Origin of the sequence: Gandjariella thermophila, assembly GCF_005405885.1 — a bacterium.
Lineage (GTDB): Bacteria > Actinomycetota > Actinomycetes > Mycobacteriales > Pseudonocardiaceae > Gandjariella > Gandjariella thermophila.
Map to the genome: position 1 here is coordinate 34,922 of NZ_BJFL01000017.1, position 24,761 is coordinate 59,682.

The window sequence follows — 24,761 nt, forward strand, 5'->3', positions numbered from 1 at the left end:
CCCGGTGGGCTACCCGGTGAACGCGCACCAGCAACGTTGCATTCAGTGGGGAGACTGATGGCGCAACAGGCAAGGACCGCATTGGTGACCGGGGGCGCCGGTGGCATCGGCAGCGCGATCACCAGGGCCGTGGCGGCGTCCGGCCACCGGGTCGCGCTCACCTACTACCGGGGTGAGGACCGGGCACGGGCCCTGGTCGAGGAGTTGCGCGTCTCGGGCGCGGAGGTGACCGCGCTGCCGCTCGACCTGGAGGACCCGGATTCGGTCGCCGGCCTCCTGGACCGGGTGCACGACCGGCTGGGCCCGGTGTCCGTCGCGGTACACAACGCGGTCGCCTGGCCGGAGAACCTGATCGGCGGGCCCGAGGCGGGCGCGCTGCTGGAGAGCGGCTGGCGCACCGCGCTGCGCGGCACGGTGGAGGGCACCCTGGCGCTCACCGAGGCCGCGGTCGCGGACATGGCCGCCGCCGGGTGGGGACGCGTGGTGCTGGTCTCCAGCGCGGTGGTGCGGCTGGGTATGGCCGGCCGGGTGGCCTACAGCGCGTCGAAGTCCGCGCTGCACGGCGCGGCCCGCAGCCTGGCGTGGCAGGTCGGCCCGCAGGGCGTCACCGTGAACGTGGTGGTACCGGGCATCATCGCTACCGAGCGGGTCCTCGCCGCCACCGGAGGGTTCGGCGAGGCGGTGCGGGACGTGATCGCCCACACGCCGCTGCGCCGGCTGGCGACACCCGAGGAGGTGGCCGCGACCGTGGGCTTCCTCGCCTCGGACGGCGCCGCGGGCATCACCGGCCAGGAGATCGTGGTGGACGGCGGGCAGACCTGACCCGGCGGATCACCGCGAAAGCGGGCCTGTCCCAGCGACAGGCCCGCTTTCCGATGCTCGGCGTCACGACCGGGAAAGCGCCCGCAACCCCGCGAACCAGCCACCGATGCCGACGGCGAGGCGCACGTAGTCCAACCGCACGCGCCAGCGGACCATGGCACGCACCTTCTCCTCGGGAAGTTCCTCGGCGGCCATGAGCCTGTGCAGGGTGGGGACGTAGTAGGTGGCGGTGGCGACGGTGGTCGCGGCCATCGTCGCCGAGGAGGCCAACCACCACGGGCGGCGCGGTCCCCGACAGCGCAGCGCCGCGACCAGGTTGGCCGCGGTCAGCGGCAGTACCGTGGCCCCGACAAACGGCCAGAACGCCTTGCCGGACGCGACGTGGCCGGAACGTTCCATGGCCGCGGGCAACTCCTTCGGCGTCGGCACGGCCGCCCACTGCGGTATGACCACCCGAATCTCGAACAGCCCGGCACCGAGCGCGAACCCGGTGGCGGCGAGAAACGCTTCGAGCAATCGGGTTTCGGCGGACGTCGACGAGTTCTTCGGCACCGGGGTCCGGCGTTCCGGACGCATGTGTTGGTACTCCCCACCTCGTGGCTACGATCGACCGGGCTCACGCACGATATCGACAGCGTGGCACAGCGGAGAGAACGGCCTTCGGCGGGCAGCGACCGAAGACCGTCCTCGTTCTTCCGGATTCGTGCGGAAACGAGGCTCACGCCTCCGCGGGGGCTTCGTGGCTGAACTCGACCCGGCAGAAGATCGGGTTCACCTGCGCGATCGCCCGGCACTCCGCGAAGTGCGGCTGCACGTCCGGGTGGTCACGCATCGCCTTGAAGTCCGCCTCGCTGCGCCACTGGACGTAGTTGATCACCTTGGTGCCGTCCAGGCTCAGATGCAGGTTGGCCGAAAGGTAGCCGGGAAACTCCTTGATGATGTCGGTGGCCTCGCACAGGATGTCGTACATCCGCTGCTGGTTCTCCGGGTCGACGGTGAACACGTTGATCAGCGTGAAAACCTCGCGGTCGGCCGAGATCGTGGCCATCTTCTCTCCCCGTGTGATATCCGGATCGGGCAACGTTTCCGGGGTCGGCGGTCAGTTCAGCACCTTGCGGCCGACGACAAGCGTGTCGGTCTCCCCGACCGGGACTGTCCCGGCGGCCATGAATCCCGCCGCGGTGAGCCAGCCCCGGCACTCGGACGGCGTGTACTCCCGGCCGCCATCCGAAGTCAGCAGCATGTTCAGGCTGCCGAGCAGGCTCAGCGGCGCGCCGCGACGGTCGTCGTCGATCATCCGGTCGTAGATCAGTACCGCGCCGCCGGTGTTGGTCGCGTCGAAGACCTTCTTCAGCAGGCCCTCGCGCTGCTCCTGGTCGTAGTAGTGCAGGATGTGCCCGAGAATGAACGCGTCCGCGCGCGGCAGGTCGTCGACGAAGAAATCGCCGACGTGGAACGTGATCCGACCGTCCATCCCCAGCTTCGCCACGTGCTCGTGGAAGAACGGCTCGATCTGCGGCAGGTCGAAGCAGGTTCCCCGCAGGTGCGGGTGCTCGGCGACCAGCCGTGCCGCCAGGTTGCCCCGGGCGCCACCGAGATCGACGAACGACGTGCACTCGGCCCAGTCGAACTCGCGGGCGATGTCGTCGCCGACCGTTCCGTTGATCGCGTCCATGGCGCCGAGGAAGCTGCGCACCTCGTGCTCGTTGCGGTACCCGTCGAAGAAGCCGCCGCCGGTCGGCACCTGCGGTGCGCCGGTGCGCAGCGCCTCGGTGAGCCTGCTCCACACCGGAAACAGCAGGTGGTTGGCCATCAGCGCGTATCCGCCGAGGTAGCTGGCCTTGCGCCGGTCCAGGTACTGGTCGGCGCCCGCGCTGTTGCGGTACGCCTCGCCGTCCCGGGCCAGCAGGCCCAGGGAGACGAGGGTGTCCAGGAAGTCACGCGCGCCACGGGCATGCAGGCCGACGCGCCCGCAGATCGCCGTGGCGTCCAGCGGCCCCTCGGCCAGGACCGTGAACAGATCGAGTTCCACGGCGCTGATCACCGCGCGCGATCCGTAGAACGCGAGCACCTGCCGCAGGATCTCCCCGGGCCCGCCCGACTCGGTAACCTCCGGTTGCATATCTCCGCCTCTCTTCCGGCCGGACAGATGGTTCAGTCCGCGTTCGCCGCATCGCCGGAGCGGACAGTTCCGTTGAGCATGTGTTCCACCAGTGCGGTGCTGTGCGTGGCGTTCCGGAACGGCGCACTGGACACCACCTGCGCCAGGAAGTCCGCGGTGGTGCGCACCCCCGGACCGGAGATCCGGAACTCGCCGAGGGCGCGGCGCATCCTGGCGATCGCCTCGTCCCGGGTGGGTGCCCAGACGGCGAGCTTGGCCAGCAGCGAGTCGTACGTTCCCGGAACGCGGTAACCGGTGAAGCCGTGCGTGTCGACCCGTACGAACGGGCCGCCCGCCGGCACGAACTCCTCCAGTGTTCCCGGCGCCGGGGCGAAGTTCCGTTCCGGGTCCTCGGCGTTGATCCGGCACTCGATCGCCACGCCGCGGGGCGTGACGTCGGCCTGGCCGATCGCCAGCGGCTCGCCGCCGGCGATCCGCAACTGCTGCTGCACCAGGTCGATGCCGGTGGTCAGCTCGGTGACCGGATGCTCGACCTGGATGCGGCAGTTGACCTCCATGAAGGAAAAGTTGCCGTTGCCGTCGACGAGGAACTCGAAGGTTCCGGCGCCGACGTAGCCGACCGCGCGGGCCCCGCGCAGCGCGGTCTCCCCGAGCCGCGCGGTCACCTCCTCGGGAAGCCCCGGGGCCGGCGTCTCCTCCACGAGCTTCTGGTGCCTGCGCTGCACCGTGCAGTCCCGCTCGCCGAGGTGAACGGCGTTGCCGTGCTGGTCGCACAGCACCTGAACCTCGACGTGCCGCGGATGGTCCACGTACCGCTCGACGTAGACGCGGTTGTCACCGAACAGGGTCTGCGCCCGCGCCGTGGTCTCCCGGTACGCGGCGAGGAAGTCGGCGGAGTCCCGCACGATCTGCATGCCCCGCCCGCCACCGCCGGCGGCGGCCTTGATGATGACCGGGTACCCGATCTCCTCGGCGCAGGCCCGCGCCTCGGTCTCGTTGCGCAGCGGCTCGATGCTGCCCGGCAGCAGCGGCACGTCGGCCGCGGCCATCAGCGACCGGGCGGCGATCTTGTCCCCCAGCTGCGCGATGACCTTGGCCGGCGGGCCGACGAACACCAGCCCGTTGCTCTGGCACACCTCGGCGAAGTCCGGGTCCTCGGAGAGGAACCCGTAGCCGGGGTGGATCGCGTCCGCCCCGGCCTGCCGGGCGGCCTCGATGATCGCCGGCATGTTCAGGTAGCTGGCGCTCGCCGGGCCGGGTCCGATGTGCACCGCCTGGTCGGCGAACCGGACCACCGCGGAATCCCGGTCCTCCGTCGAATACACGGCCACGACGCGGATACCCAGTTCCCGGCAGGCGCGCGCGACCCGCAACGCGATCTCTCCACGGTTCGCCACCAGAACCGTCCTGAGCAATGGGACCTCCTGAGACGAGCTGGCCACGAAAGCGGCCCGCCGGGCGGATCAGCCTCGTCAGCCTTCCTGCGCGATCCGGAACAGCGGTGTCCCGTACTCCACGGCGGTGTTGTTCTCCTGCAGCACGGCCGTCACGCGCCCTGCCCGGTCCGCCTCCACCGGGACCATGAGCTTCATGACCTCGACGATGCCGATCTGCTGGCCGGCGGTGACCTCGTCGCCGACCTCAACGAACGGCGCGGCCCCCGGCTCCGGGGCGCGGTAGAACACGCCCACCGTGGGCGCCGTCACGGTGTGCTCCGCATCCGTGCGGGCGGCGGCGCCACCGTTCGTGGGCAGCGTGGCGACCGGTGCCCCGGCCAGCGCCGGCGCGGTCTCGGTCACCGTGGCCACCGGCGCCTGGTTGTGCCACTCGATCTCCACCGACAGGTCACCGCCGCGGACCCGCAGCGCGCTCGGCAGGTGCGCGCACCGGGTCACCTCCGACACCGCGCGGGTCACCCTGTCCAGGGCGTGCTCGAGCTCCCGGGACCGCTCCCCGACGAAGTCCCGCTCGAAACGCTCGTCGAACCGGTCATCCAGCCCGACTGACGGCTGTTCGCTCATCGATAGCCTCCTCGCTCACGGACCTTTCCCCGGTAGGGGACTGACTGTTGGCGCCGAAGCGCCGGAACCGCCGTTCCCGCTGTCGGACGAGTTCGGCGGGATCCGTGCCGGCCAACTGCTGGAGCGTCGCGGACAGCGCCGCGCGGACGCGGTCGGCGGTACCCGGGTGGTCCCGGTCGGCACCCGGTTCGGGTTCCTGGACGACTCCGTCGACCACGCCGAAACGCAGCAGGTTCGGGGTGTCGACGCGGAGTGCGGCCGCCGCCCGCCGCGCCGCGGCGGGGTCATTCCACAGGATCGCCGCACACCCCTCCGGGCTGATCACCGAGTAGATGGCGTTGGAGAGCGCCAGCACCGTGTTGGCCACGCCGAGCGCGATCGCCCCGCCGCTGCCGCCCTCGCCGGTGACGATCGCGACCGCCGGCACCGGTATGCCCGCCATGGTGCGGATGCATTCCGCGATGGCGATCGACTGGCCGTGCTCCTCCGCCTCGGCCCCCGGGAAGGCTCCCGGGGTGTCGATGAAGGTGACGAGCGGGATCCCGAGCTTCCCGGCCAGCCGCATGAGCCGCGCGGCCTTGCGGTATCCGGCCGGCGTGGGCATGCCGAAGTTGCGTGTGGACAGTTCGTTGACGGAGTGACCCTTCTGGTGGCCGATCACCACCACGGGTCGCCCTTCCAGGAGTGCGGTGCCACCCACGATGGCCGGGCAGTCGCCGGACGCGCGGTCGCCGTGCAGTTCCTCGAAGTCGTCGAACACCGACCGGAGGTAGTCCAGGGTGGTGGGTCGCTCCAGCCGGCGGGCCAGCTGCACGGCCGTCCACGGTTCCTGCTCGGGCAGTTCCTCGGGCGCCACGACGACGTCGGGCCGAACCGGACCGGCCGGCGCCAGCCGGCGCCGATCGGACCGGCCAGCCCTGAGCAGCCGCGCCAGCACCGGCCGCAGCTGGTCGCGCCGGTGCACGCCGTCGATCAGACCGTGCGCGAAGAGGAACTCCGCGGTCTGGAAATCGGCCGGCAGGGTCTCCTTGATGGTCTGCTCGATGACCCTGCGGCCGGCGAAGCCCATCCGCGCACCCGGCTCGGCGATCGTCACGTCGCACAGCGACGCGAACGACGCGGCGACCCCACCGAATGTCGGGTCGGTGACCAGCGAGATGGTCAGCACGCCCGCCTCGTCGAGCCGGCCGAGTGCGCGGCTGGTCTTCGCCATCTGCATCAGCGCGATGGCCCCCTCCTGCATCCGGGCGCCACCCGACGCCGACACGATCAGCAGCGGGGTGCGTTCGGCGAGCGCGGTGTCGGCCGCCAGCGTCACCAGCTCCCCGGTCGCCCCACCGAGGCTGCCGCCCATGAAGTTGAAGTCCATCGCCGCGACGATCACGGCCTCGCCGCCGATCGTGCCCCGCGCGCACACCAGCCCCTCCCGCAGCCCGGTGGCCGCTCGGGCCGCCGCCAGCCGCTGCGGGTACGGCTTGGAGTCAACGAACTCGAGCGGGTCCGTGCTGTTCACCGGGAACTCGATGATCTCGGCGGATTCCGGGTCGAGCAGTTGCGCGACCCGCTGCGGCGCGCTCAGGCGGGAATGACTGCCGCACTGCGGGCACACCCCGAGCGCACGCGCCCACTTCCGGTGGAAGACCAGCTGCCGGCACCGGGCGCACGTGATCCACTCTGCGGCGCCGTTACCCGCCGCTGTGAAAGCCTCGTTGCGCACGACGACCTACCTCATCGGACGGTGTTGGCGTGTCTGTGCCCGGTCACCTGACGCGGCACTCCAGCAGCGCCCAGTGGTCGGTGGGCTCCGCGAGCAGTTCGAAGCCGCACCGGTCGAACGCCTCGCGGAACTCCTCGAGGGTCCGCTCGTGCCCTCCGAACAGGACCAGCATGTCCACGTCGAGGAACTTGCCGAAGTCCCACTGGTTCGGCGGCTCCAGCACGTGGTCGAAGATCAGTAGCCGCCCTTCCGGGTTGCCGTCCAGCGCGTCGCGAACCTTGCCCAGGACGAGGTCCAGCTTGTCGTTGGACAGGTTGTGCATCACGCCCTTGAACAGGTACGCGTCGCAGCCCTGGGGGATGTCGTCGGTGAGGAAGTCCCCGGGGATGACGGTCACCCGGTCGGCCACGCCGTGCTCCTCGAGGATCGGCGGTGCCGCGGCGACGGCACCGGGCAGGTCGAGCAGGTAACCGGTGGTGTCGGGGGCCTCACGAAGCACGTTGGACAGGAAGAAGCCGTCCCCGCCGCCGAGGTCGGCGATCCGGTTGAACCGCTGCGGCCGCAACTGCTGCCACACGTCTTCCTGCATGGTCTGGCGGCTCCAGTGCCGCATGAAGCGCTCGAAGAACCGGCTGATCTCCGGGTTGTCCTCCAGGTACTGGTAGAAGGACACACCGAAGGCGCTCTCGAAGGCCGGCTCCCCGGTCCGCACGCTGTGCATGATCTCGGCGTACGGCCGCATGGTGAGATCCATGATGCTGTACTTCACCAGCGCGAAAATCCCGTCCGGGTGGTTCGACCGCAGACCGTTGCCCAGCGGGGTCAGACCGAATGTCTTCAGCGGCTCCTCGACGAGAATGCCCACCGCCGCGGCGGCCCGGAGCACCCGGTACAGCGACGGCGCGTGCATCCCGGTCTTGTCGGCGATCTCGTCGGCCGTCATGGTGCCGTCACCGATCATGTCGGCGAGGCCGAGTTCCACCAGTACCTGCACGATCCGCATCAGCCGCCCACCGCTGGCGAGCAGCAGCAGGTGGTGCGCGTGCAACTCGTCCGGGAGGTTGGTCTTCGGCAGTCCGGACTTCGTCGCGCCGGGTTCGGTCGTGGTCATCGCGAAGTTCTCTCCTTCGTGTCGTTCAGTGCGGCCGATCGCGCGTCGAGGACTCTCCTCGAACCCGCAGAGATGCCTGGCGGGTTCGTCCATGCACGTCCGGACCCGCTCACCCCGCGGTGGCGGCGAGCGCATCCCGGACGGCGGTCAGCGCCATCCGGGGCGTCTTCAGCTCACCCACCATCTCCTCGGGGATCTCCGCGCCGAACTCGTGCTTGACCCGGTTGAACACCTCGAGCAGCGCCAGGGAGTCGTAGCCGAGTTCGTCGAACGGAATGTCGGTGATGTCACCGTCCAGATCGATGCCCTCGGTCTCCCCGGCGCAGATCCGCATGAGCCGCACCAGCTCGTCGATCGTGAACTCGCTCATATCGCTCACTCCCTTGTCTGTCCGGCAGGATGGGATTGCGCCTGGTCGGCTCAGTCCGTGTGGCGCAGGACCAGAGCCGAGTTGAAGCCGCCGCAGCCGCGCGCCACGACGAGTGCGGCCCGGACCGGCGTCTCCCTGGCCTGACCGATCACCAGGTCGATGTCGTAGCCGGAGGCCACGTTGGTGGTACCGGTGGTGGCCGGGATGACGCCGTCCCGCATGGCGAGCAGCGCGGTGGCGGCGTCGAGGGCGGCGCCGCCCGAGTACAGCCGTCCGGTCATGGTCTTCGGCGCGGTCACCGGCACGCTCCGGGGCCCGAACACCTCGGCGATCGCCGCCGCCTCGACCGCGTCGAGTTCCGGCACGCCCGAGGCGTCCGCGAACACGACGTCGATCTCGCCGGGGTTCATCCCGGCGTCATCCAGCGCGCCGCGGATCGCCCTGGCCAGCGCCGGGCCACGGACGGACCCGGGCGGCGGGTCGAAGGTGGCCGCGTAGCCGGCGACCTCGCCGTACTCCTGCCCCGCCCCGCGCCGGCGCGCGGCGTGCCGATCCTCGAGGATGAGGATCGCGCCGCCCTCCCCCGCGACGTACCCGCACGCGTCCGCGTCGAAGGGCAGGTAGCCGCGCTCAGGATCGTCGCGCCTGCTCAGATGGGTGTGCGGGATCTGCGCGACCAGGCCCCACGGGCACAGCGACGCGTCGAACCCGCCGGTGACCATGAACCGGACCGCGCCCCTGCGCAGCAGGCGCCGCCCGTGCGCGACCGCGTCCAGCCCGCCGGCCTGCTCGGTGACCAGCACCGAGCTGTGCCCGCGCATGCCGTGTCGGATGGAGATCTGCCCGGTGTTCACCGCGTAGAACCAGGCGAAGGACTGGTACGCGCTGACGAACTCCGCCCCCTGGCCCCACAGCTTCTGCAGCTCGCGCTGGCCGAACTCGAAACCGCCGGCGGAACTCGCGGTGACCACACCCATCTCGTACTCGTCCAGCGTGGCCGGGTCGGCGCCCGCGTCCTGCAGCGCCCACCCGGCGGCGGTGAGCGCGTGCTGCGTCATCCGGTCGGTCTGCGGCAGCAGCCGGCTCGGAATGTGCTCCTTCGGGACGAAGTCGAGAACCTCGCCGCCGATCCGCACCGGGTAGCCGGAGGCGTCGAACCGCCTGATCCAGTCGATGCCGCTGCGGCCGTCCAGCGTCGCCGCCCAGAACTCCTTGACGCCGACGCCGTTCGGTGCCACCACACCCAGGCCGGTCACCACCGGTCGCTGGTCCTGCGCGCCGCCGCTCATCGCTCGTCCCTCGCCGGTCGGGCCAACACCACCGCGCTCTGGAAGCCGCCGAAGCCGCTGCCCACGCTGAGCACCGTGTCGGTGCGCTGCTCGCGCGCGGTCAGCGGCACGTAGTCGAGGTCGCACGCCGGGTCCTTCTCGTGCAGGTTCGCGGTCGGCGGCACCACGCCGTGCTCCATGGCCAGCGCGCACGCGGCCAGTTCGATGGAACCGATCGCACCGAGCGAGTGCCCGATCATCGACTTGATCGAGCTCACCGGAATCCGGTAGGCGAGGTCACCGAGGCTGCGCTTGAAGGCGGTGGTCTCGTGCAGGTCGTTCTGCTTGGTGCCGGAACCGTGTGCGTTGATGTAGTCGATGTCCTCGCCGACCACCCGCGCCTGGTCCATCGCCGACCTGATCGCCTCGGCCATCTCCCGGCCGTCCGGCCGCAGGCCGGTCATATGGTAGGCGTTACTCCGCGCGGCGAACCCGGCGATCTCGGCGTAGATGTGCGCGCCGCGCCGCCGCGCGTGCTCCAACTCCTCGAGCACGAACACGGCCGCTCCCTCGCCGAGCACGAAGCCGTTGCGGGTCCGGTCGAACGGCCGCGACGCCGTTTCGGCGCGGTCGTTGTCCGGCGAGGTCGCCCGGATCGCATCGAAGCAGGCCACGGTGATCGGCGAGATGGGCGCGTCCGATGCGCCGGCCAGCATGACGTCCGCGCTGCCCTCGCGGATCAGGTCGGCGCCGTACCCGACGGCGTCCAGACCGGAGGTGCAGCCGGTGGAGATCACCGCCGCCGGACCCTCCGCGCCGACCGCCCAGGCGACCTCGGCCGCCAGCGGCGTCGGGACCAGGTACTCGAACAGGTGATCCACCGCGAGCTCGTGCTTGACCAGCCAGTGCTGGCCGTTCTCGCTCACCCGCGCGTACTCGGTGTCCAGCCCGATGGTGCAGCCGACCGCGCTGCCCATGCTCACCGCGGTGCGCTCCGGAACCAGGTCCGCCACCGTGAGGCCGCTGTCGGCCAGTGCGTCCTTCGCGGACGCCAGCGCCAGCAGCACCACCCGGTCCAGCCGGTCCACCTGCTCGGCGGTGAACCCCTCGAGTTCCGCATCGAAGTCGATCTCGGCGGCGATGCGGGACCGGAACTGGGACGGGTCGAACGAGGAGATGATCCTGGTCGCGGTCCGCCCAGAACTGATCAGGTCCCAGAACGCCTTGGTCCCGACTCCACCGGGAGCACGGACGCCCAGTCCGGTGATGACAGCCTTCCTACTCACTCGGTACCTCCCACACGCGGAGGCGCGTCGTCCGGGAAGGGAACCGGTTCCGTGTCGACGTGTCCCCATTCCGGGCGTGGCGCGAGCGGCGTGATCTGGTAGACGACAAAGGCCTGCGTAGTGCCGACATTCTCGATAGAGTGACGCTGACCCCGAGTTATCAGCAGCGCCTCGTTCTCCCCCGCGGTGACCTCCTCGCCGTCAATGCGGAACAGCAGCGAACCGCGGACGACGAAAAGGAACTTGTCCGAGTACGGGTGATAGCACTCCGCGACGCGTTCCCCGTCCTCCAGGGTCACCGTTCCCATGAAGCCGGAGATGGCACTGACCGAGGTCGGCGTCAGCAAGGCTCGCGTCTTCCCGCCCTGCCGGCGACTCGGCGTCACCTCACTCATCGCGACCTTGATCGAACGCTTTGGCATGCGAGTTCCCTTTCGGATGGGTCACGGAAGGCGACCGGCGCGGCGCTGCGTTCGGGAACCCACTCTGCCCGGCCACGGTCTAGCCGGCAGTGAAAACCGCTGAAGCCATCCGATATGCGAAGTCGGTGACCATGGCGCGCCGGGACACGAAAAAGTGCCTGTCGCGCACCGGTGCCGGGGGCTGGGCCCACGGTGCGGGACAGGCACTTCCGGGACGTCCGCGACGGGCCACGCTGCCTCGCCGTGGCCGGGACCGTGCTCAGGCGGACACGTCGCGCTCCTTGTGCGCGGCCTCGATGCGACTCTTGATGGCGCTCATCTGCTCGCGCGTCGCGCGGTTCAGGCGCTCGGTCATCTGCTCGTCATTGAACGGCGCGTCCGGCTTCATCTGGAAGTCCTGCATCCACCGCAGCTCCACGCCGTCCCCGACCTCGCGGTACTCCCACCTGAGGTTCATGTACTCGAACGGTCCGGTCTCCACACGGTGCGCCCGCACGGTGCGGGTCTCCGGGTCGGGTGTGCGGTCGGAAACCCAACTCCACACCCGGCCCTGCTCGTCGGGGTGCATCGTCAGCCGCATCCGGATCGTGTCGCCACGGCGCTCCAGGATTTCGGCCTTCGCGTACTCGGTGAACAGATTGGGCCACGATTCGACGTCGTTGGTCATATCCCATACCACGTCCATGGGGGCGTCGATCACGACGGCGTTGTCCGTCTGTCCAGCCATTCTTGTGGTCCCTCCAGGTGGCGGCCGTATCTTCGCGGTGGAGTTTCGGTTGTGACGGCTCGGCGCGCGCGGGCAATTTCCATGACGAATGGAGAACCCGGCTCCGCCGCACCCGCCGACAGTGTGGCAGGGGCACCGTGCGAGTCAAACCACGCGGAGTTGACTCCTGCCTCTTTCTCCAGCGATGGTGGACCGCTTTTCAAGCCGGAAGGACACGAAATTTCAGCCGTTCTCACCCGGCCGATGTGAGCGCCGGCCGGGAGCCGCTCGGCACGCCGCTGGCCGGCTCGACCCGGCACCCGGCGGCCAGGTCGAGGACCAGCGCGTGCCCGGCCCACCGGGCCTCCAACCGGGCGACGCCGAACTCCACCCGGCAGGCGGGGTTGTCCAGGTGCGGCGGCGTCTCCGGCCGGCCGTCCCCGTCCAGGTCGGCCGGTCGACCGTCCACGGTGAACGGTCCGCTCCAGTCCAGCCGCAGCGACCTACCGTCCCGGGTGATCCAACCGACCGTGGGCCCGGGGCCGAACTCCGGCTCGGCCAGGGACGCCACGAACTCCGCCAGGTCGCCGACCAAGCCGTGGCCGGCGTCGGCGACGGTGGCCACGTACGCCCGGCCGTCACCGCGCGGCCACCACTCCTGCCACGCCGTTTCCCCCGCGGTGACCGGCTCGAACCCGCCCTGCGCGGCCACCGCGACGAACCCGTCGCCGACCCGCCCGGCCAGCCATGGCCCGGCCACGACCCATTCGTCCATTCCGGACGCGGGGAACCACAGGTGGGTGCGCGGGTCGGGATCGTCCGGCGGGAAGCGGTGCAGCACCAGCACGGTGTCCCGGTGCTGGCGGGCGCGGGGCAACACCCGGTGGCCAGCCCACGCGTTCGGCCGCGCCGACGAGGTGTGCGCCGACGCCGCCGGGTGGGTGGCGAACACCTGGACCTCCGAGCCCAGCGTCGCGCCCCAGATGTGCTCCTGCAGCCCGGGCAGGCCGAAGCGGTAGTCCTGCACGCTGGACAGCATCGCCGCCGGGGTGCGCCAGATGCGCACGTCCGAGGCGTACGGCCGGTCCAGCAGGTCGTGCCGGTCGCGGTAGGTCCCCCGGTACACCTGGCGGCCGTCCCACTCGGCCGGCGGCTCGGTGGCGACCGCCCGCACCAGCGGCGGCAGCCGGTACACCCGCGCCGTGGCCAGTGCGGTGGCCGGCAGCACGGCCGCGTTCAGCGCGCCGGTACCCCACAGCAGCCACATGATCGGGGCCGTCTCCTCCAGGCGGGAGGACCGCAGCGTCTGGGTGTAGGACCGGCCGTGCGCCGCGCCGTGCACGCCGCGCCACGAGTTGCTCGCCAGCGACAGCAACGCCTTGTCCAGCAACGCCTCGGCCAGCCGCGCCAGCCGCTCGTCCGCCGCGTACTCGACCAGGGACACCAGGGCGAGCGAGTCGATGGCGAGGTAGGCGTTGGAGTCGAACTCGCTGAACCCGCCGGCGAGCTTGCGCCGCAGCCACTCCCCGGCGAGCGCCCGCCCGTGCTCGGCGTGCCGCTCGCCGGTCCACCCGGTGTTGCGGAACTCCCGCTCGGGGAATGCCTCCCCGGCGAGGATCTCCGCGGTGTGCCAGACCAGTTGGTGGTTCTCGGTGAAGTAACACATCGCGTCCAGGCCCGGCTGGTCGATCCAGTACTTCAGGCCGGAAAGCGACTCGGCGACCCGCTCGCGCAGCCCCTCGGGCCAGGCGCGACCGGCCAGCCGGTGCCACAGGTGCAGCAGCCCAACGGCCTCGAAGTCGGCGCAGTCCGCGCGGGAGTCCACCATGGCCAGTCCGGGAGCCACGTCCTCGGCCCGGACCGGGGCGGTCGGGTCGAGTGCGGTCGCGGCGAGCGCCCGCGCCGCGCCCGGCTGGCCGGCGGCGACGTGCCGGAGCAGTTCGTCGCGCCAGGCGGCGGGATCGTCGCCGACCGGTGCCTCACGGCGCTTGTGCGGCAGCACGGCCACGTGCAGGGTCCGGAACACCGGGCAGCGCGGGTCGTCCACCCGCACGGAAAGCCGGGTCTCGCCGGTGGTGAGCATCGAGGCGGTGGCGTCCCCGTCGAGGGCCGCGTCGCCGGGCATACCGTCCACGGTGGACGAACCGAGCGGGATCCGGCCGCGGCCGGTGGCGTCCAGCCGGAGCCGGGTGACCCGGCGGCCGGAACCGGGACCGGCCACCGCCACGGCCAGCGCGGCCCCGGGCGGGCCGGTCAGTTCCGCCACCGGCTCGGTCAACGCCCAGCGCGGCGAGCCGACCCGGTCGAGGATCTGCTCGGCGGTGGCGGAGGCGTACTCGTCGGCACCCGGGCTGGGCAGCACGACCCGCACCGGCAGCCCGAGCACCCGCAGGGCGGCGACGTGCCGGCACTCGCGGAAGGCCACCTGCCAGGTGGCCAGCACGATCCGGGTGGTGCCGGACTCCAGCCGGACCGGTACCCGGTGCCGCACCGGCTCCATGTAGCTGACGTCGTCGAACTGCGCGACCAGCGTGTCACCCACCCACAGCGCGCCCGGCCCGGTGCAGGCCAGTTCCAGGGTGCGCCACTCGGCCTGGTCCACCTCCAGCACCGTGCCGGCCACCGCGTGCCGGTACTCCGGCGTGTAGCAGAACCGGCTCCAGTCCACCAGCCCGTCCGCGCCGGTGTGCACCCTGCCCCACCGGCCGGTGTCCACCCGCCCGCCGCCGGGCGCCACCCAGCGCAGTTCGCCACCCTCCACCGGATCGGGCAGAGGCTGATCGGTGACCAGCGGTCGCCGCGCGTACAGCCGCCGCTTCAGCGGCGCCACGTCCGGTCCGTTGGTCAGCGTCCACCGGCCGCCCGGCCCCCACGGGCTGCCCCCGGCGCCCAGCACCTGGTCCAGGTCGGTGCACGGCGCGGACCACGCCGGGCCGGCCAGCCAGTCCCGGACGAACCCGCGCTCGTCCAGCCCGTGCGTGGTGCGGCCGGTGACCGCGGCAGGAAGGCCGTCCGATGTGGACGGAGCATGGTCGTTCGGCATGAACCCTCACTTCAGCCCGGTCTGCGCGATACCGCTGACGATCTGGCGCTGCAACGCCAGGAAGATCAACACGACCGGGGCGATCGACAGCACGGACATCGCCAGCACCAGGTTGAACGGGATGACGAGCTGGCTGGAGAAGCGCGCCAGGGCCACCGGCAGGGTGTACACCGACTCGTCCTGAGCGACGATCAGCGGCCACAGGAAGTCATTCCACCGCCAGATCACCGAGAAGATGGCCACCACCGCGAGCGCCGGTCGGCACAGCGGCAGCACGATCCGCCAGAAGATGGCGAACTCGCCGGCGCCGTCGATGCGGGCCGCCTCGATGGTCTCGTCCGGCAGCGTCAGCATGTACTGGCGCAGCAGGAACACCCCGGTGGGGGTGGCGGCCGGCGGGATGATCATGCCCCACAGGCTGTTCACCAGGCCCAGCGAGGACACCATCTGGTACACCGGCAGGAAGATCACCTGCAGCGGGATCATGATGGTGGCCAGGGTGACCACGAACAGCGCGTCCCGGCCGCGGAAGTTGTACTTGGCCAGGGCGTAGGCCGCCATCGCGTTGATGGCCAGGGTCAGCGCGGTCGCGCCGGCGGTGACCAGCACGCTGTTCAGGAAGTAGCGGCCGAAGTCGAACGAGGTCAGCGCCTGCGCGTAGTTGCCGAACGAGGGGTGCGCCGGGAACGGGGTCGGTGGCCGGCGGGCCAACTCGTCCGGGGACTTGAAGCTGCTCAGCAGCGCCCACACCACCGGAGCGAGCACGGCCAGCGCACCGGCGGTCAGCACGGTGGTGCGCACCACGATGCCGGTGGACGGCGGCCGGCCGCCGATCGAGGTCCACCGCCCCGGTCGCCGCGCGGGACGCCCCACCCGCGCGCTGGTCGGGCGCGCTCCCGCGGCGTCGGCCGGCACGTCGTTGGCCAGAGTGCTCACCGTGCATCCCTTCTCGCGAGTTCGCGCGCGACCGTGGTCACGTTGGCTGACGCGGCTTGACGCACGCATCAGGGAGCCGCCTCTCGCCGGGTGCCGTGGGCGGGTGGTCGCATCAGATCGCCTCCCGCCGGCGGCCGATCGCGTAGTTCAGCAGGGTCACGCCGAACACGGTCAGGAACAGGATCACGCCGGCCGCGCTGGCCAAGCCGTACCGGATCGGCGACTCGAAGGCCTTCAGGTAGATGTACTGCACGATCAGCGTGGTGGCGCCGACCGGGCCGCCGCCGGTCAGGGTGTAGATGAAGTCGAACGCCTGGAAGCCGGCGATGGTCGCCAGCACCACCACGACCAGCGTGGTGGGTCGGAGCAGCGGCAGGGTGATCGTGCGCACCCGCTGCCACGCGCCGGCGCCGTCGATCCGGGCCGCGTCGTACAGGCTGGGGTCGATGCCCTGCAGGCCGGCGAGCAGGATCATCGCGTAGAAGCCCAGGTGGGTCCACAGGCCGACGAAGATCGTCACTCCCATGGCCAGGTTGGGGTTGAGCAGCCAGCCCGGCGCGCCCAGGCCCATCGCGCCGAGCACCGTGTTGACCAGCCCGTTCTGCCGTTCCAGCGCCCAGTTCCAGATCAGGCCGACCACCACCGGTGAGATCAGCACCGGCAGGAAGTACGCCGCACGGAACAGCCCTCGCCCGCGAACCTGGGCGTTCAGCAGCAGCGCCAGCGCGGTGGCGGCGACGGTCACCAGGACGACGAACCCGACGACGAACACCGCGGTGTGCCTGGCGACCCCCCAGAACTCGGGATCGCTGAGGATCTCCCGGTAGTTGTCGGTGCCCACCCAGTTGAACCGCCGGCCGTTGCCGCTGTCGTACAGGCTGATGTTGAAGCTGTTGAGCGCCGGCCAGATGGTGAACAGGCCGAAGACCACCATGTTCGGCAGGATGAACAGGTACGGCGCGACGGCGCGCGAGGTCAGCCGGCGCCGCCGTCGCCGGGTGGTCGGCGCCAGCTCACCATGGCCGGTCCGCCCACCGGACCCGGCCGTCATCTGGTCGTCTCCCGGACCAGCTTCGCCACCTGCTGCTTGACGTTGGACACCGCGGTGTTCACGTCCTCCTGGCCGGCGGTGACCTTGGCGATCTCGGCCACCAGGAAGCTGGCCGACCCGGTGAACGCGGGGCTGGCCTCGGCGGCGTAGGTGTCCTCCGGTGTCTTGGCGACGTCGTCGAGGAAGACCTTCATGTCCGCCGCGCGCTGCGGGTAGTCGATCCCGGTTGCCGTGAGGTCCTTGCGGGTGGGCATCCAGCCGGACTGCCGGTCCAGCGCGCGCTGGTTCTCCGTGCGGTTCATCCACTGCACGAACGCGGCGGCGAGATCCGGGTTGGCGCTGTTCTTGAACGCCACCATGTACTTGCCGCCGGGGAATCCACCGCAGCGCTCCTGGCAGGGGTTGGGCACCGCCGCCCAGGTGAACCTGGCGTTCTTCGCGAACTGCGCCACCTGCCAGTTACCGGAGATGTACACCGGCACCGCCTGGGCGAGGAACATGTCGTTGGCGCCCTTGTACCTGGTGCCCGACTCCAGCCAGAAGTCCTTCGACATCACGCCGGACTTCATCAGGTCGGTCAGCGCGCCGAGCGCCCTGGCCGCCTTGCCGGAATCCAACGCCTCCTGGCCGTTCTGGCCGATCATGGTGGTGCCGAACTGGCTCAGCACGGTGCTGACCCGGTGCCCGGACTTGTCGATCGCCAGCGCGGATTCCATGTGGTTGGCCTCGGCCACCTTCCTCGCGTCGGCGACCATCTGGTCCCAGGTCCACGTCGATCCCGCGGCCGGCACGGGCACTCCGGCGCGGTTGAACGCGTCCACGTTGATCAACGGGCCGTTCATGGTCAGGTCGCTCGGCACCGCGTACATGTGCCCCTGGCCGTCGTCGGACGCCTTCGCCTCGCCGGGGATGAACTCGTTCGGATAGTCCTTGCCGAAGTAACGGGTGAAGTCGACCAGCGCGTCGGCGTACGGGTGCCAGTCCTGCACCCGGGCCACCTCGGGCACGCTGCTGCCGGACACCCGAGCCTGCAGCGTCTTCTCCAGGTCGGAGAACGGCACCAGTTGCAGGTTGACCTTCGCGCCGGTCTCCTGTTCGAAGGCGGCGATCCGCTCCCGCGTCGCCTGCTCGTCCGGGCCGTCGGTGAAGTACACGTAGGTCAGCGTCTTGCCCCGGAAACCGGACCAGTTGACCGTGGTCGGGGCCGCCGCCTTGTCCTCGCCACCGGAACCCGGCGCGCAGGCGCCGAGCGCGACGGCGAGGCTGCCGGCGAGCACCGCACCCAGCAGGCGCGCAGGTGGTCGCACCATCGGTCCACCCTCCTGGTGCCGCGGTTCGGCTTGCCCGCACCGGGTATCGGCACCGTCTCGTCTGGAAAGCGCTTTCCAGGCAGGATGGTAGACCGTCCTGCCGATGTCAAGGACGCGGACCAGGCCCGCGGTGACCCCGGCCCACGCCGCCGCGCGGCCGGCGCCGGGTGACCGTGCTCCCGGCGCGCGCCAACACCCAGCCCGCGTTCGGCGCCTGTCTCGGCGACCCGACCCGGCCCGTGGCCATGCCCGCCGGGCTGATCGTGCTCGCCATCGCCCGTGACCGGATTCACGCGATCACCCGGTTCCACACCGACGCCCTCTACCCCCGGTCCGGGCTGCCCGAGTCGCTGCCCGAACCGGCGGCCCCACCCCGACCGGACACCCGGCGACGACCAGGGGCGCTGGGATACGATCGGCGGTGAGATCGGGGAGGGCGAGATGGCGCAGGAGCCCGAGCAGGAGGCCGCCCCGCCGGGAGTGGACCTCGAACGTCCCAGCGTGGCGAGGGTCTACGACTGGTATCTCGGCGGCACCGCCAACTGGGCCATCGATCGGGAGTTCGGCAAGAAGGTCCTTTCCGTGTTTCCGGCCGGGCTGTACTGCGCCCGAGCCAATCGCGCCTTCCTGCACCGTGCGGTGCGGCATCTCGTGCGGCGGGGTGTCCGGCAGTTCGTCGACATCGGTTCCGGTGTGCCCACGATGGGCAACGTGCATCAGGTGGCCGACGAGGTCGCGCCCGATTCCCGGGTCGTCTACGCCGACTACGAACCCGTCGCCGTGGCCCACTCGCAGGTTCTGCTGGAGCAGCACGGCGACCCCAGCCGGCACGCGGTCATCAACGCCGACCTGCGCGATCCCGACCGGCTGTGGGAACTGGCCGCCGACACCGGCGTGGTCGACCTCGACGAACCGCTGGCCCTGCTGGTGACGGCGGTGTTGCACATCCAGCAGCCCGGCCCGGACGGCGAGGACATCGGTCCCCGGGCCATCGCGCGGTACCGGGACCTGCTGCCCTCCGGCTCCTACCTGGTGCTCTCGCAGATCACCGACGAGGGACTGCCGGAGAGCATCGCGAAGCAGCTGGGCGAAATCATCCGGCTGTACGACAGCAACGTCACCAAGCACGTGCTGCGATCGCACGCCGAGTTCCGCGCGCTGTTCGGCGACTTCGAACTCCTGGACCCGGGCGTCACCTGGACGGCCTCCTGGCATCCGGAGGAGACCGGCCCGAACACCCCGATCGTCGACTTCGCCAGCCCCAACGAGTCCGCGATGCTGGCCGGGGTCGCACGCAAACCCTGACGTTGCGGCTGCCCGGCCACCGCCGCCTGCGCGCACATATTTCGATCGCGTATCGATCCGAGGCGACGTCGGGTGACCGCGGTCACGGATGTCCGCCACGTGGCGATGAGTGCGGTTGTGACGATCTCAGCGCTTTCGTTCCCGCTGGTCGAGCGCGCCGACAGGCTAGGGGTACTGGACGGCCGCAGCGCCTTCGTGGTGGCGCCGACCGCGACAGGCAAGTCCCACATCGGCCACGAGGCCATCCGCCGGGCGCTGCGCGGTGGTGGCGGGGACGAGCTGCATGCCTACCTGGTGCCGTACCGGGCGCTCGCGAGGGAGATCTACGACGGCTTCCTGCGCATGCTCGACGGCAGCCACGTCCGGGCGCGGCTGCTCACCGGCGACCACCGCGATCCGCTGCGACCCGACCAGGCCGACCTGGTGGTGGCGACCTACGAGAGCTTCGCGGCGCTGGTCCGCAGCCAGCCCGTGCGGCCGGGAATCGTCGTCGCCGACGAGGTGCACCTGCTCGCCGACGAGCAACGCGGGCCGCTGGTGGAGGGCCTGCTCGCCCAGTTGCTGACCGACCACGGGGCGCGCGGCCTGCTCGCGCTGTCCGCGGTGGTGGACAACGCCGACGAGCTCGCCGAATGGCTCGGGGTGCCGGTGGTGCGGGGCACGGTGGCGGACCGGCCGGTCGGGCTGCAACTGGGCGACCGCGTGGTCGACGATCTCGACGACGCCGTGCTGAACCTGCTGCGGGACTGCCCGGATCAGGCGCTGGTGTTCTGCAGTTCGCGACCGGGTGCGGAACGCACCGCCGCGCTGCTCGCCGACCGGCTCGGGTTGCCGGCGCGCACGATGCCGGCGCTCGAGGAGGAGTCCGATCCCGTGCTGGACCTGCTGCCACGCGGCGTCGCCTACCACCACGCGGGCCTGCCCGGGCCGGTGCGCCAGCATGTCGAGCGGTTATACCGCGACGGGACGATCCGGGTGATCGCCTGCACGCCCACGCTGGCGGCCGGAGTGAACCTGCCGTCCGGGGCCGTGGTGGTGCGCGACGTGTTCCGGCGGGAGGCCGTACGTGGCCGGTACCGGCCGGTGCTGCTGCCCACCGGCGAGGTGCTGAACATGCTGGGCCGGGCGGGCCGGCCAGGGCAGGTCACGGGCGGGCGCGCCACCGTGCTCGTGGAGCGGGCGCACGTCGCGGAGGTCGGGAACCTGCTCACCGCCATCCGGGCCGGCCGGGGCGGCCGCGTGGACAGCCGGCTGACCGCCAGGTTCGAGAGTCTGATGCGGTTCGTCCTGGCGGTGGTCGTCGCCCGCGGGGAGACCACGCGCGACGACATCGTCGGCACGTTCCGGCGCACGCTGGCGCACCACAGCGACCCGGCCGAGGTGTCGTTCGACCGCACCCTGCGCGACGACCTGATGGAGGACCTGCGGGCCTACGAGCGCGCCCGCCGGGACGGTGTGCACATGGTCGACCACCAGCTCACCGCCGAGGGCGTCGATGCCGTGGTGGACTCGAAGGGCCGCCAGTACGACGTGCGACTCCGCATCACCGGGTGCCGCTGCGACTGCCCCGCCGGCAGCCGGTACTACCGGGAACAGGTCTGCAAGCACCAGGCCCTGGTGGTGCACGAGTTGCTGTTCGGCGAGCACGTGGACGCCGAGTCCCGGGCACGGGCGCTGTACCTGTGCGGCCACGTGTTCGGCGGGGTGCTCGACATTGGCACGCGGCTGGCCGAGGCGCTCCACCTGCTGGTGCGGTGGGAACTGGTGGAGCAGATCCCCGGAGGGTGGCGGGCCACCGGGCTCGGCGAGGTCGCCTCGGCCTCCGGTTTCGACCTGTTGCTGGTGCACCAGGTGGCCGAGCGGCTGCGTCACACCGGCAGCGCTGATCACCGCGAGATCGCGCGATGGGCGGTGGCGGATCTGTACGCCGATGCGAAGCAGCGCGACCGCTGGACCACCGCGATCGAGCGCTGGCTCGCCGAGGAGAACCTGCGCGAGGGCGGCCTGCCGACGAGGTATCGCGGTGACTTCGAGCAGGGCGTGGACCGGCTGGCCCAGGTGTGCCGGCTGTACGAGCAGGCCGCCCGGCGGCTGGGACGCGAGCAACTTGCCGCGGCCGCCCGGGACGCGGCGGGCGCGGTGTGCTACGGCGTGGCCCCCGAACTCGTGCCGCTGATGGCGCTGAACTTCCCGCAACTGCGCCGGGCCCGCGCCCGCTACCTCCATGACCGGGGCGTGCGCGACCTCACCGGCCTGGCGAATGCCGATCCGGCCGCGCTCGCCGACCCGCGGCGGGTCCCGCTGGCCTACCTCACCGACTGGGTGGACCGCGCGCGACAACTGCACGCCGCCCGGGCGGTGGCCGTCGCGGACCGGGACGAGCACCCCGCCGAGTTCGACGAGCTGGTCGCCCGATTCCGGGTCGACCCCGCGGCGCTGTGATCACCCTCGACCCGGATCAGCGGCGTGCGGTCGATAACCCTGCCGCGCGGTTGAAGATCCTCGCCTGCGCCGGTTCCGGGAAGACCGAGGTGCTGGCGCGGCGCGCGGTGCGGCTGCTGCACGCGGGCGCCGAGCCGGAGCGGATGGTGGCGTTCACCTTCACCGAGAAGGCGGCCGGCGAGCTGCGGGACCGCATCGAGAGGCGCGCCGCCGAGGACGACCCAACGCGGTTCGGTGAGCTGCCGCCCACCAGCCGGGGCATGTTCGTCGGCACCATGCACGGGTGGGCGTTGCAGGAACTGCAGTCGCTCGGCGGCCGGTACGAGCAGGTCGAGGCGCTGACCGAGGCCCGGGAGTGGGCGCTGCTGTACCGGATGGCTCGCCGGCTGGGCATCGTCGAGCTGCAGGCGCGCACCGCCAAGGTGGCCACCGCGCCCGCGGTGACCGCGTTCCTGCGCGGCGCGGAGGTGGTACACAACGAGCGCATCGACCCGGAGCGGCTGCGTGCCGAGGCGCCGGATTTCGCCGCCGCGCTGGACCGCTACGAGTGGCTGCTCAACGAGATGCGGCTGCTGCCCTTCCGGCTGATGATCGCCCGCGCGGTGGACGAGCTTGCCGAGGGTGGGCGGCTGGCCGAGCGGTTGCGGATCGACCACGTGCTGGTGGACGAGTACCAGGACCTGAACCCGGCCCAGGACGCCGTGGTGCGGCGGCTGGCCGCGCTCGGCGCGACCGTCACCGTGGTCGGCGACGACGACCAGGCGATCTACCAGTGGCGCGGCGGGCACGTCGAGCTGTTGACCGGGATGGCCGAGCGGCATCCGGAGACCGCGGAGGTCACGCTGGGCAACAACCGCCGGTGCCGCCCGGAGATCGTCGCACTGGCCGCGCGCGTCGTCGACCGACTCGGCGACCGGCAGGCCAAGGTACTGGCCGCCACACGTGGGCCCGCCCGGCCGGGCGCGGTCGAGGTGATGTTCGCCCGTGACCCGGAGCAGGAGGCGGCGGCGATCGCGGACCGCATCGAGGGGCTGCGGGCGGCCGGGCACCGGCTGGGCGACATCGCGGTGCTCTACCGCTCGGTGCGCACGTCGGCCCGGCCGCTGGTCGACGAGCTGCGGCGGCGTGGTGTCGACATCACCGTGGCGGGCCGGACGTCGCTGCTGGCGCACCCGGAGATGGCGCTACTCGCCCGGATCCTCGTGTACTGGGCCGGCGGGACCTGGTACCCCCAGCCGGAACCCACCGCGGAGATCGTCACCCGGGACGGTCTCGCGGCAGAGATCGCCGCGGTGAGCCGGGTCGACCCGGGCGGCGCGCTGGACGCGATCGACCGGCTCGGCGCGCGGGTGCGACGGGACGGGGTGCCGGACAGTGTGCCGGTGCTCCACGAGTTGCTGGCCGTGCTCGGCCTCCCCCACGACGAGCGGCAGGAGCCCGGGCTCGGCCGGATGTCGGAGTTGCTCACCGACTTCGACCACGCGGTGCGGCGGGCCGCGCCGGCCGCGCTGTATGTGGCGGGGCCGGCGGCCGACGAGGCGGCCGAGGACGAGGCACTGTCCCAACCGAACAGCGCAACCCGCCGGGTGGTCGGCCGCACCCACGGCGAGGTCTACCTGACCCGGCTGCGTGCGTATCTGGAGCATGTCGCCGGCAGCGCCGCCGAGGAGACACCGGCGACCGACGCGACGGGTGACCGGGCGGTGCAGATCATGACCGTGCACCAGGCGAAGGGCCTGGAGTTCCCGGTGGTGTTCGTGCCCGGCCTGGTGGAGGGACGCTTTCCCTCGGCGCTGCTGGGCAGGCCGCAGCCCTGGCTGATCCCGGAAACGCTGTTCGACCGGGACAGGTACGAGGGGCGCGAGGCCGACGAGGCGCGGCTGCTCTACGTCGCCCTCACCCGCGCACGTGAGCTGGTCGTGCTCAGCTCGTTCACGCACCACCGGACCCGGCCCGCGCGACCGTCCCGGTTCCTCGCCCGCGACCTCGCCCCGGCGCTGGCCGGCGCCCTGCCCTACGGCACCGCCCGACCGCCGTGCGGCGACTCCGCCGCCGCGCCCCCGCCGCTGGCTGTCGCATTCTCCGACCTGATGACCTACCGGGCCTGCGGCCACCGGTACTGGCTGCGGCGCGGGTGCGGGTTTCAGCCGCCGATCGCGCCCGAACTCGGCTTCGGCCGGGTGCTTCACCACGTGATCGCCGAGCTGGCGCGTGCCGCGCCCGAGACAGGTGTGCCGGACGAGCGGGCGCTCGCGGCGACACTGGAGAGCGCCTGGTACCTGCCGTTCGCCGGGCCGGTGCCGGCCGCCCGCCTGCACGCCGCCGCATGGCGCCGGCTGCGCGGCTACCTTGCCGCGCACGGCGCCGAACTTGTCGGCACGGTGGAACCGGAGGCCCGGTTCGAGGTTCCCATCGGCTCCGCACGCGTCCGCGGCAGGGTGGACCTGGTGCTGCGACACCCGGGCGGCGAACCGGACGAGGTGGACCTCGTCGACTTCAAGACCACCGCGAACCGCCCGCCGGCCGACATCCATCAGGAACAGTTGCGGCTGTACGCCGCGGCACTGCGCCGGCTCGGCTACCGGCCGGTGCGCCTGGCCATCCACGACCTCGACCGCAACGAACGCGTCGAGGTCGACAACGCGCCCGCCGCGTCCGCCGCCTTCCGCGACCGCCTCGCGGGCTGGGTCGACGGCATCCGCGACCGCCAGTTCGCGCCGGACACCACGGCGTGCCACGACTGCGATTTCCGCCGCTTCTGTCGCCACGCCCGCCGCCAGCACTGATCGGACGGCACAACCGCGCGCTGTCGTGCCGCTGCCGGCGCGG

General features: G+C 71.5%; 21 protein-coding genes. 5 read left to right on the plus strand and 16 right to left on the minus strand.

Annotation, left to right across the window (positions count from 1 at the left end; all coding sequences use genetic code 11):
• Positions 1-84 precede the first annotated feature (84 nt).
• Entirely contained in the window at positions 85-822 is a 738-nt protein-coding gene (locus tag FFT21_RS16665; protein ID WP_192909580.1) for an SDR family NAD(P)-dependent oxidoreductase, read from the plus strand.
• A 63-nt stretch (positions 823-885) separates the two neighbouring features.
• Here FFT21_RS16665 and FFT21_RS16670 read toward each other — a convergent pair whose 3' ends face one another.
• The 16 genes from FFT21_RS16670 to FFT21_RS16745 form a co-directional block, all read right to left on the minus strand.
• Positions 886-1,398, minus strand: a complete 513-nt coding sequence (locus FFT21_RS16670; RefSeq protein ID WP_137814804.1) for a DUF1772 domain-containing protein — start codon at positions 1,396-1,398, stop codon at positions 886-888.
• Positions 1,399-1,540: 142 nt separating this feature from the next.
• Positions 1,541-1,870, minus strand: coding sequence for an antibiotic biosynthesis monooxygenase family protein (locus FFT21_RS16675; RefSeq protein WP_137814805.1), 330 nt, complete (start codon positions 1,868-1,870; stop codon positions 1,541-1,543).
• Positions 1,871-1,921: 51 nt separating this feature from the next.
• Complete coding sequence (locus FFT21_RS16680; RefSeq protein ID WP_137814806.1) at positions 1,922-2,944, minus strand: methyltransferase; 1,023 nt, start codon at positions 2,942-2,944, stop codon at positions 1,922-1,924.
• 32 nt (positions 2,945-2,976) lie between these two features.
• Positions 2,977-4,359 (minus strand): acetyl-CoA carboxylase biotin carboxylase subunit, encoded by a 1,383-nt coding sequence (locus tag FFT21_RS16685; RefSeq protein ID WP_137814807.1) that lies wholly within the window; start codon positions 4,357-4,359, stop codon positions 2,977-2,979.
• A 57-nt stretch (positions 4,360-4,416) separates the two neighbouring features.
• Positions 4,417-4,965, minus strand: a complete 549-nt coding sequence (locus FFT21_RS16690) for an acetyl-CoA carboxylase biotin carboxyl carrier protein (RefSeq protein ID WP_137814808.1) — start codon at positions 4,963-4,965, stop codon at positions 4,417-4,419.
• Positions 4,934-6,682, minus strand: a complete 1,749-nt coding sequence (accA, locus tag FFT21_RS16695; RefSeq protein WP_137814809.1) for an acetyl-CoA carboxylase carboxyl transferase subunit alpha — start codon at positions 6,680-6,682, stop codon at positions 4,934-4,936. The genes FFT21_RS16690 and accA overlap by 32 nt, the downstream gene beginning before the upstream one ends.
• Positions 6,683-6,725: 43 nt before the next feature.
• Positions 6,726-7,793, minus strand: coding sequence for a methyltransferase (locus FFT21_RS16700; RefSeq protein WP_192909581.1), 1,068 nt, complete (start codon positions 7,791-7,793; stop codon positions 6,726-6,728).
• A 109-nt stretch (positions 7,794-7,902) separates the two neighbouring features.
• Positions 7,903-8,163 carry an acyl carrier protein gene (locus FFT21_RS16705; RefSeq protein WP_137814811.1) on the minus strand — a complete coding sequence of 87 codons (261 nt, stop codon included), beginning with the start codon at positions 8,161-8,163 and terminating at the stop codon, positions 7,903-7,905.
• A gap of 50 nt (positions 8,164-8,213) precedes the next feature.
• Positions 8,214-9,452, minus strand: a complete 1,239-nt coding sequence (locus FFT21_RS16710; RefSeq protein ID WP_137814812.1) for a ketosynthase chain-length factor — start codon at positions 9,450-9,452, stop codon at positions 8,214-8,216.
• Positions 9,449-10,717 (minus strand): beta-ketoacyl-[acyl-carrier-protein] synthase family protein, encoded by a 1,269-nt coding sequence (locus FFT21_RS16715; protein ID WP_225978476.1) that lies wholly within the window; start codon positions 10,715-10,717, stop codon positions 9,449-9,451. Before FFT21_RS16715 ends, FFT21_RS16710 begins: the two co-directional genes overlap by 4 nt.
• Positions 10,714-11,139: a cupin domain-containing protein gene (locus FFT21_RS16720; RefSeq protein WP_137814814.1), complete on the minus strand. Its 426-nt coding sequence runs from the start codon at positions 11,137-11,139 to the stop codon at positions 10,714-10,716. The genes FFT21_RS16715 and FFT21_RS16720 overlap by 4 nt, the downstream gene beginning before the upstream one ends.
• 259 nt (positions 11,140-11,398) lie before the next feature.
• Positions 11,399-11,866: an SRPBCC family protein gene (locus FFT21_RS16725; RefSeq protein WP_137814815.1), complete on the minus strand. Its 468-nt coding sequence runs from the start codon at positions 11,864-11,866 to the stop codon at positions 11,399-11,401.
• Between the two features lie 232 nt (positions 11,867-12,098).
• Positions 12,099-14,888, minus strand: a complete 2,790-nt coding sequence (locus FFT21_RS16730; protein ID WP_153816557.1) for a hypothetical protein — start codon at positions 14,886-14,888, stop codon at positions 12,099-12,101.
• A 6-nt stretch (positions 14,889-14,894) separates the two neighbouring features.
• A complete protein-coding gene (locus FFT21_RS16735) occupies positions 14,895-15,824 on the minus strand; it encodes a carbohydrate ABC transporter permease (RefSeq protein WP_225978477.1) in 930 nt (309 codons plus the stop codon).
• A 112-nt stretch (positions 15,825-15,936) separates the two neighbouring features.
• Positions 15,937-16,875, minus strand: coding sequence for a carbohydrate ABC transporter permease (locus FFT21_RS16740; RefSeq protein WP_137814818.1), 939 nt, complete (start codon positions 16,873-16,875; stop codon positions 15,937-15,939).
• Positions 16,872-18,185, minus strand: a complete 1,314-nt coding sequence (locus tag FFT21_RS16745; RefSeq protein ID WP_137814819.1) for an ABC transporter substrate-binding protein — start codon at positions 18,183-18,185, stop codon at positions 16,872-16,874. The genes FFT21_RS16740 and FFT21_RS16745 overlap by 4 nt, the downstream gene beginning before the upstream one ends.
• Positions 18,186-18,352: 167 nt before the next feature.
• Between FFT21_RS16745 and FFT21_RS16750 the strand changes: the two genes are divergently transcribed.
• From FFT21_RS16750 to FFT21_RS16765, 4 genes are all read left to right on the plus strand, one after another.
• Positions 18,353-18,610, plus strand: coding sequence for a hypothetical protein (locus FFT21_RS16750; protein ID WP_192909582.1), 258 nt, complete (start codon positions 18,353-18,355; stop codon positions 18,608-18,610).
• 16 nt (positions 18,611-18,626) lie between these two features.
• Positions 18,627-19,490, plus strand: a complete 864-nt coding sequence (locus tag FFT21_RS16755; protein ID WP_192909583.1) for an SAM-dependent methyltransferase — start codon at positions 18,627-18,629, stop codon at positions 19,488-19,490.
• Positions 19,491-19,607: 117 nt separating this feature from the next.
• Entirely contained in the window at positions 19,608-21,932 is a 2,325-nt protein-coding gene (locus FFT21_RS30305) for a DEAD/DEAH box helicase (RefSeq protein WP_192909584.1), read from the plus strand.
• Positions 21,929-24,718, plus strand: coding sequence for an ATP-dependent helicase (locus tag FFT21_RS16765; protein ID WP_192909585.1), 2,790 nt, complete (start codon positions 21,929-21,931; stop codon positions 24,716-24,718). Before FFT21_RS30305 ends, FFT21_RS16765 begins: the two co-directional genes overlap by 4 nt.
• The last annotated feature ends 43 nt before the right edge of the window (positions 24,719-24,761 follow it).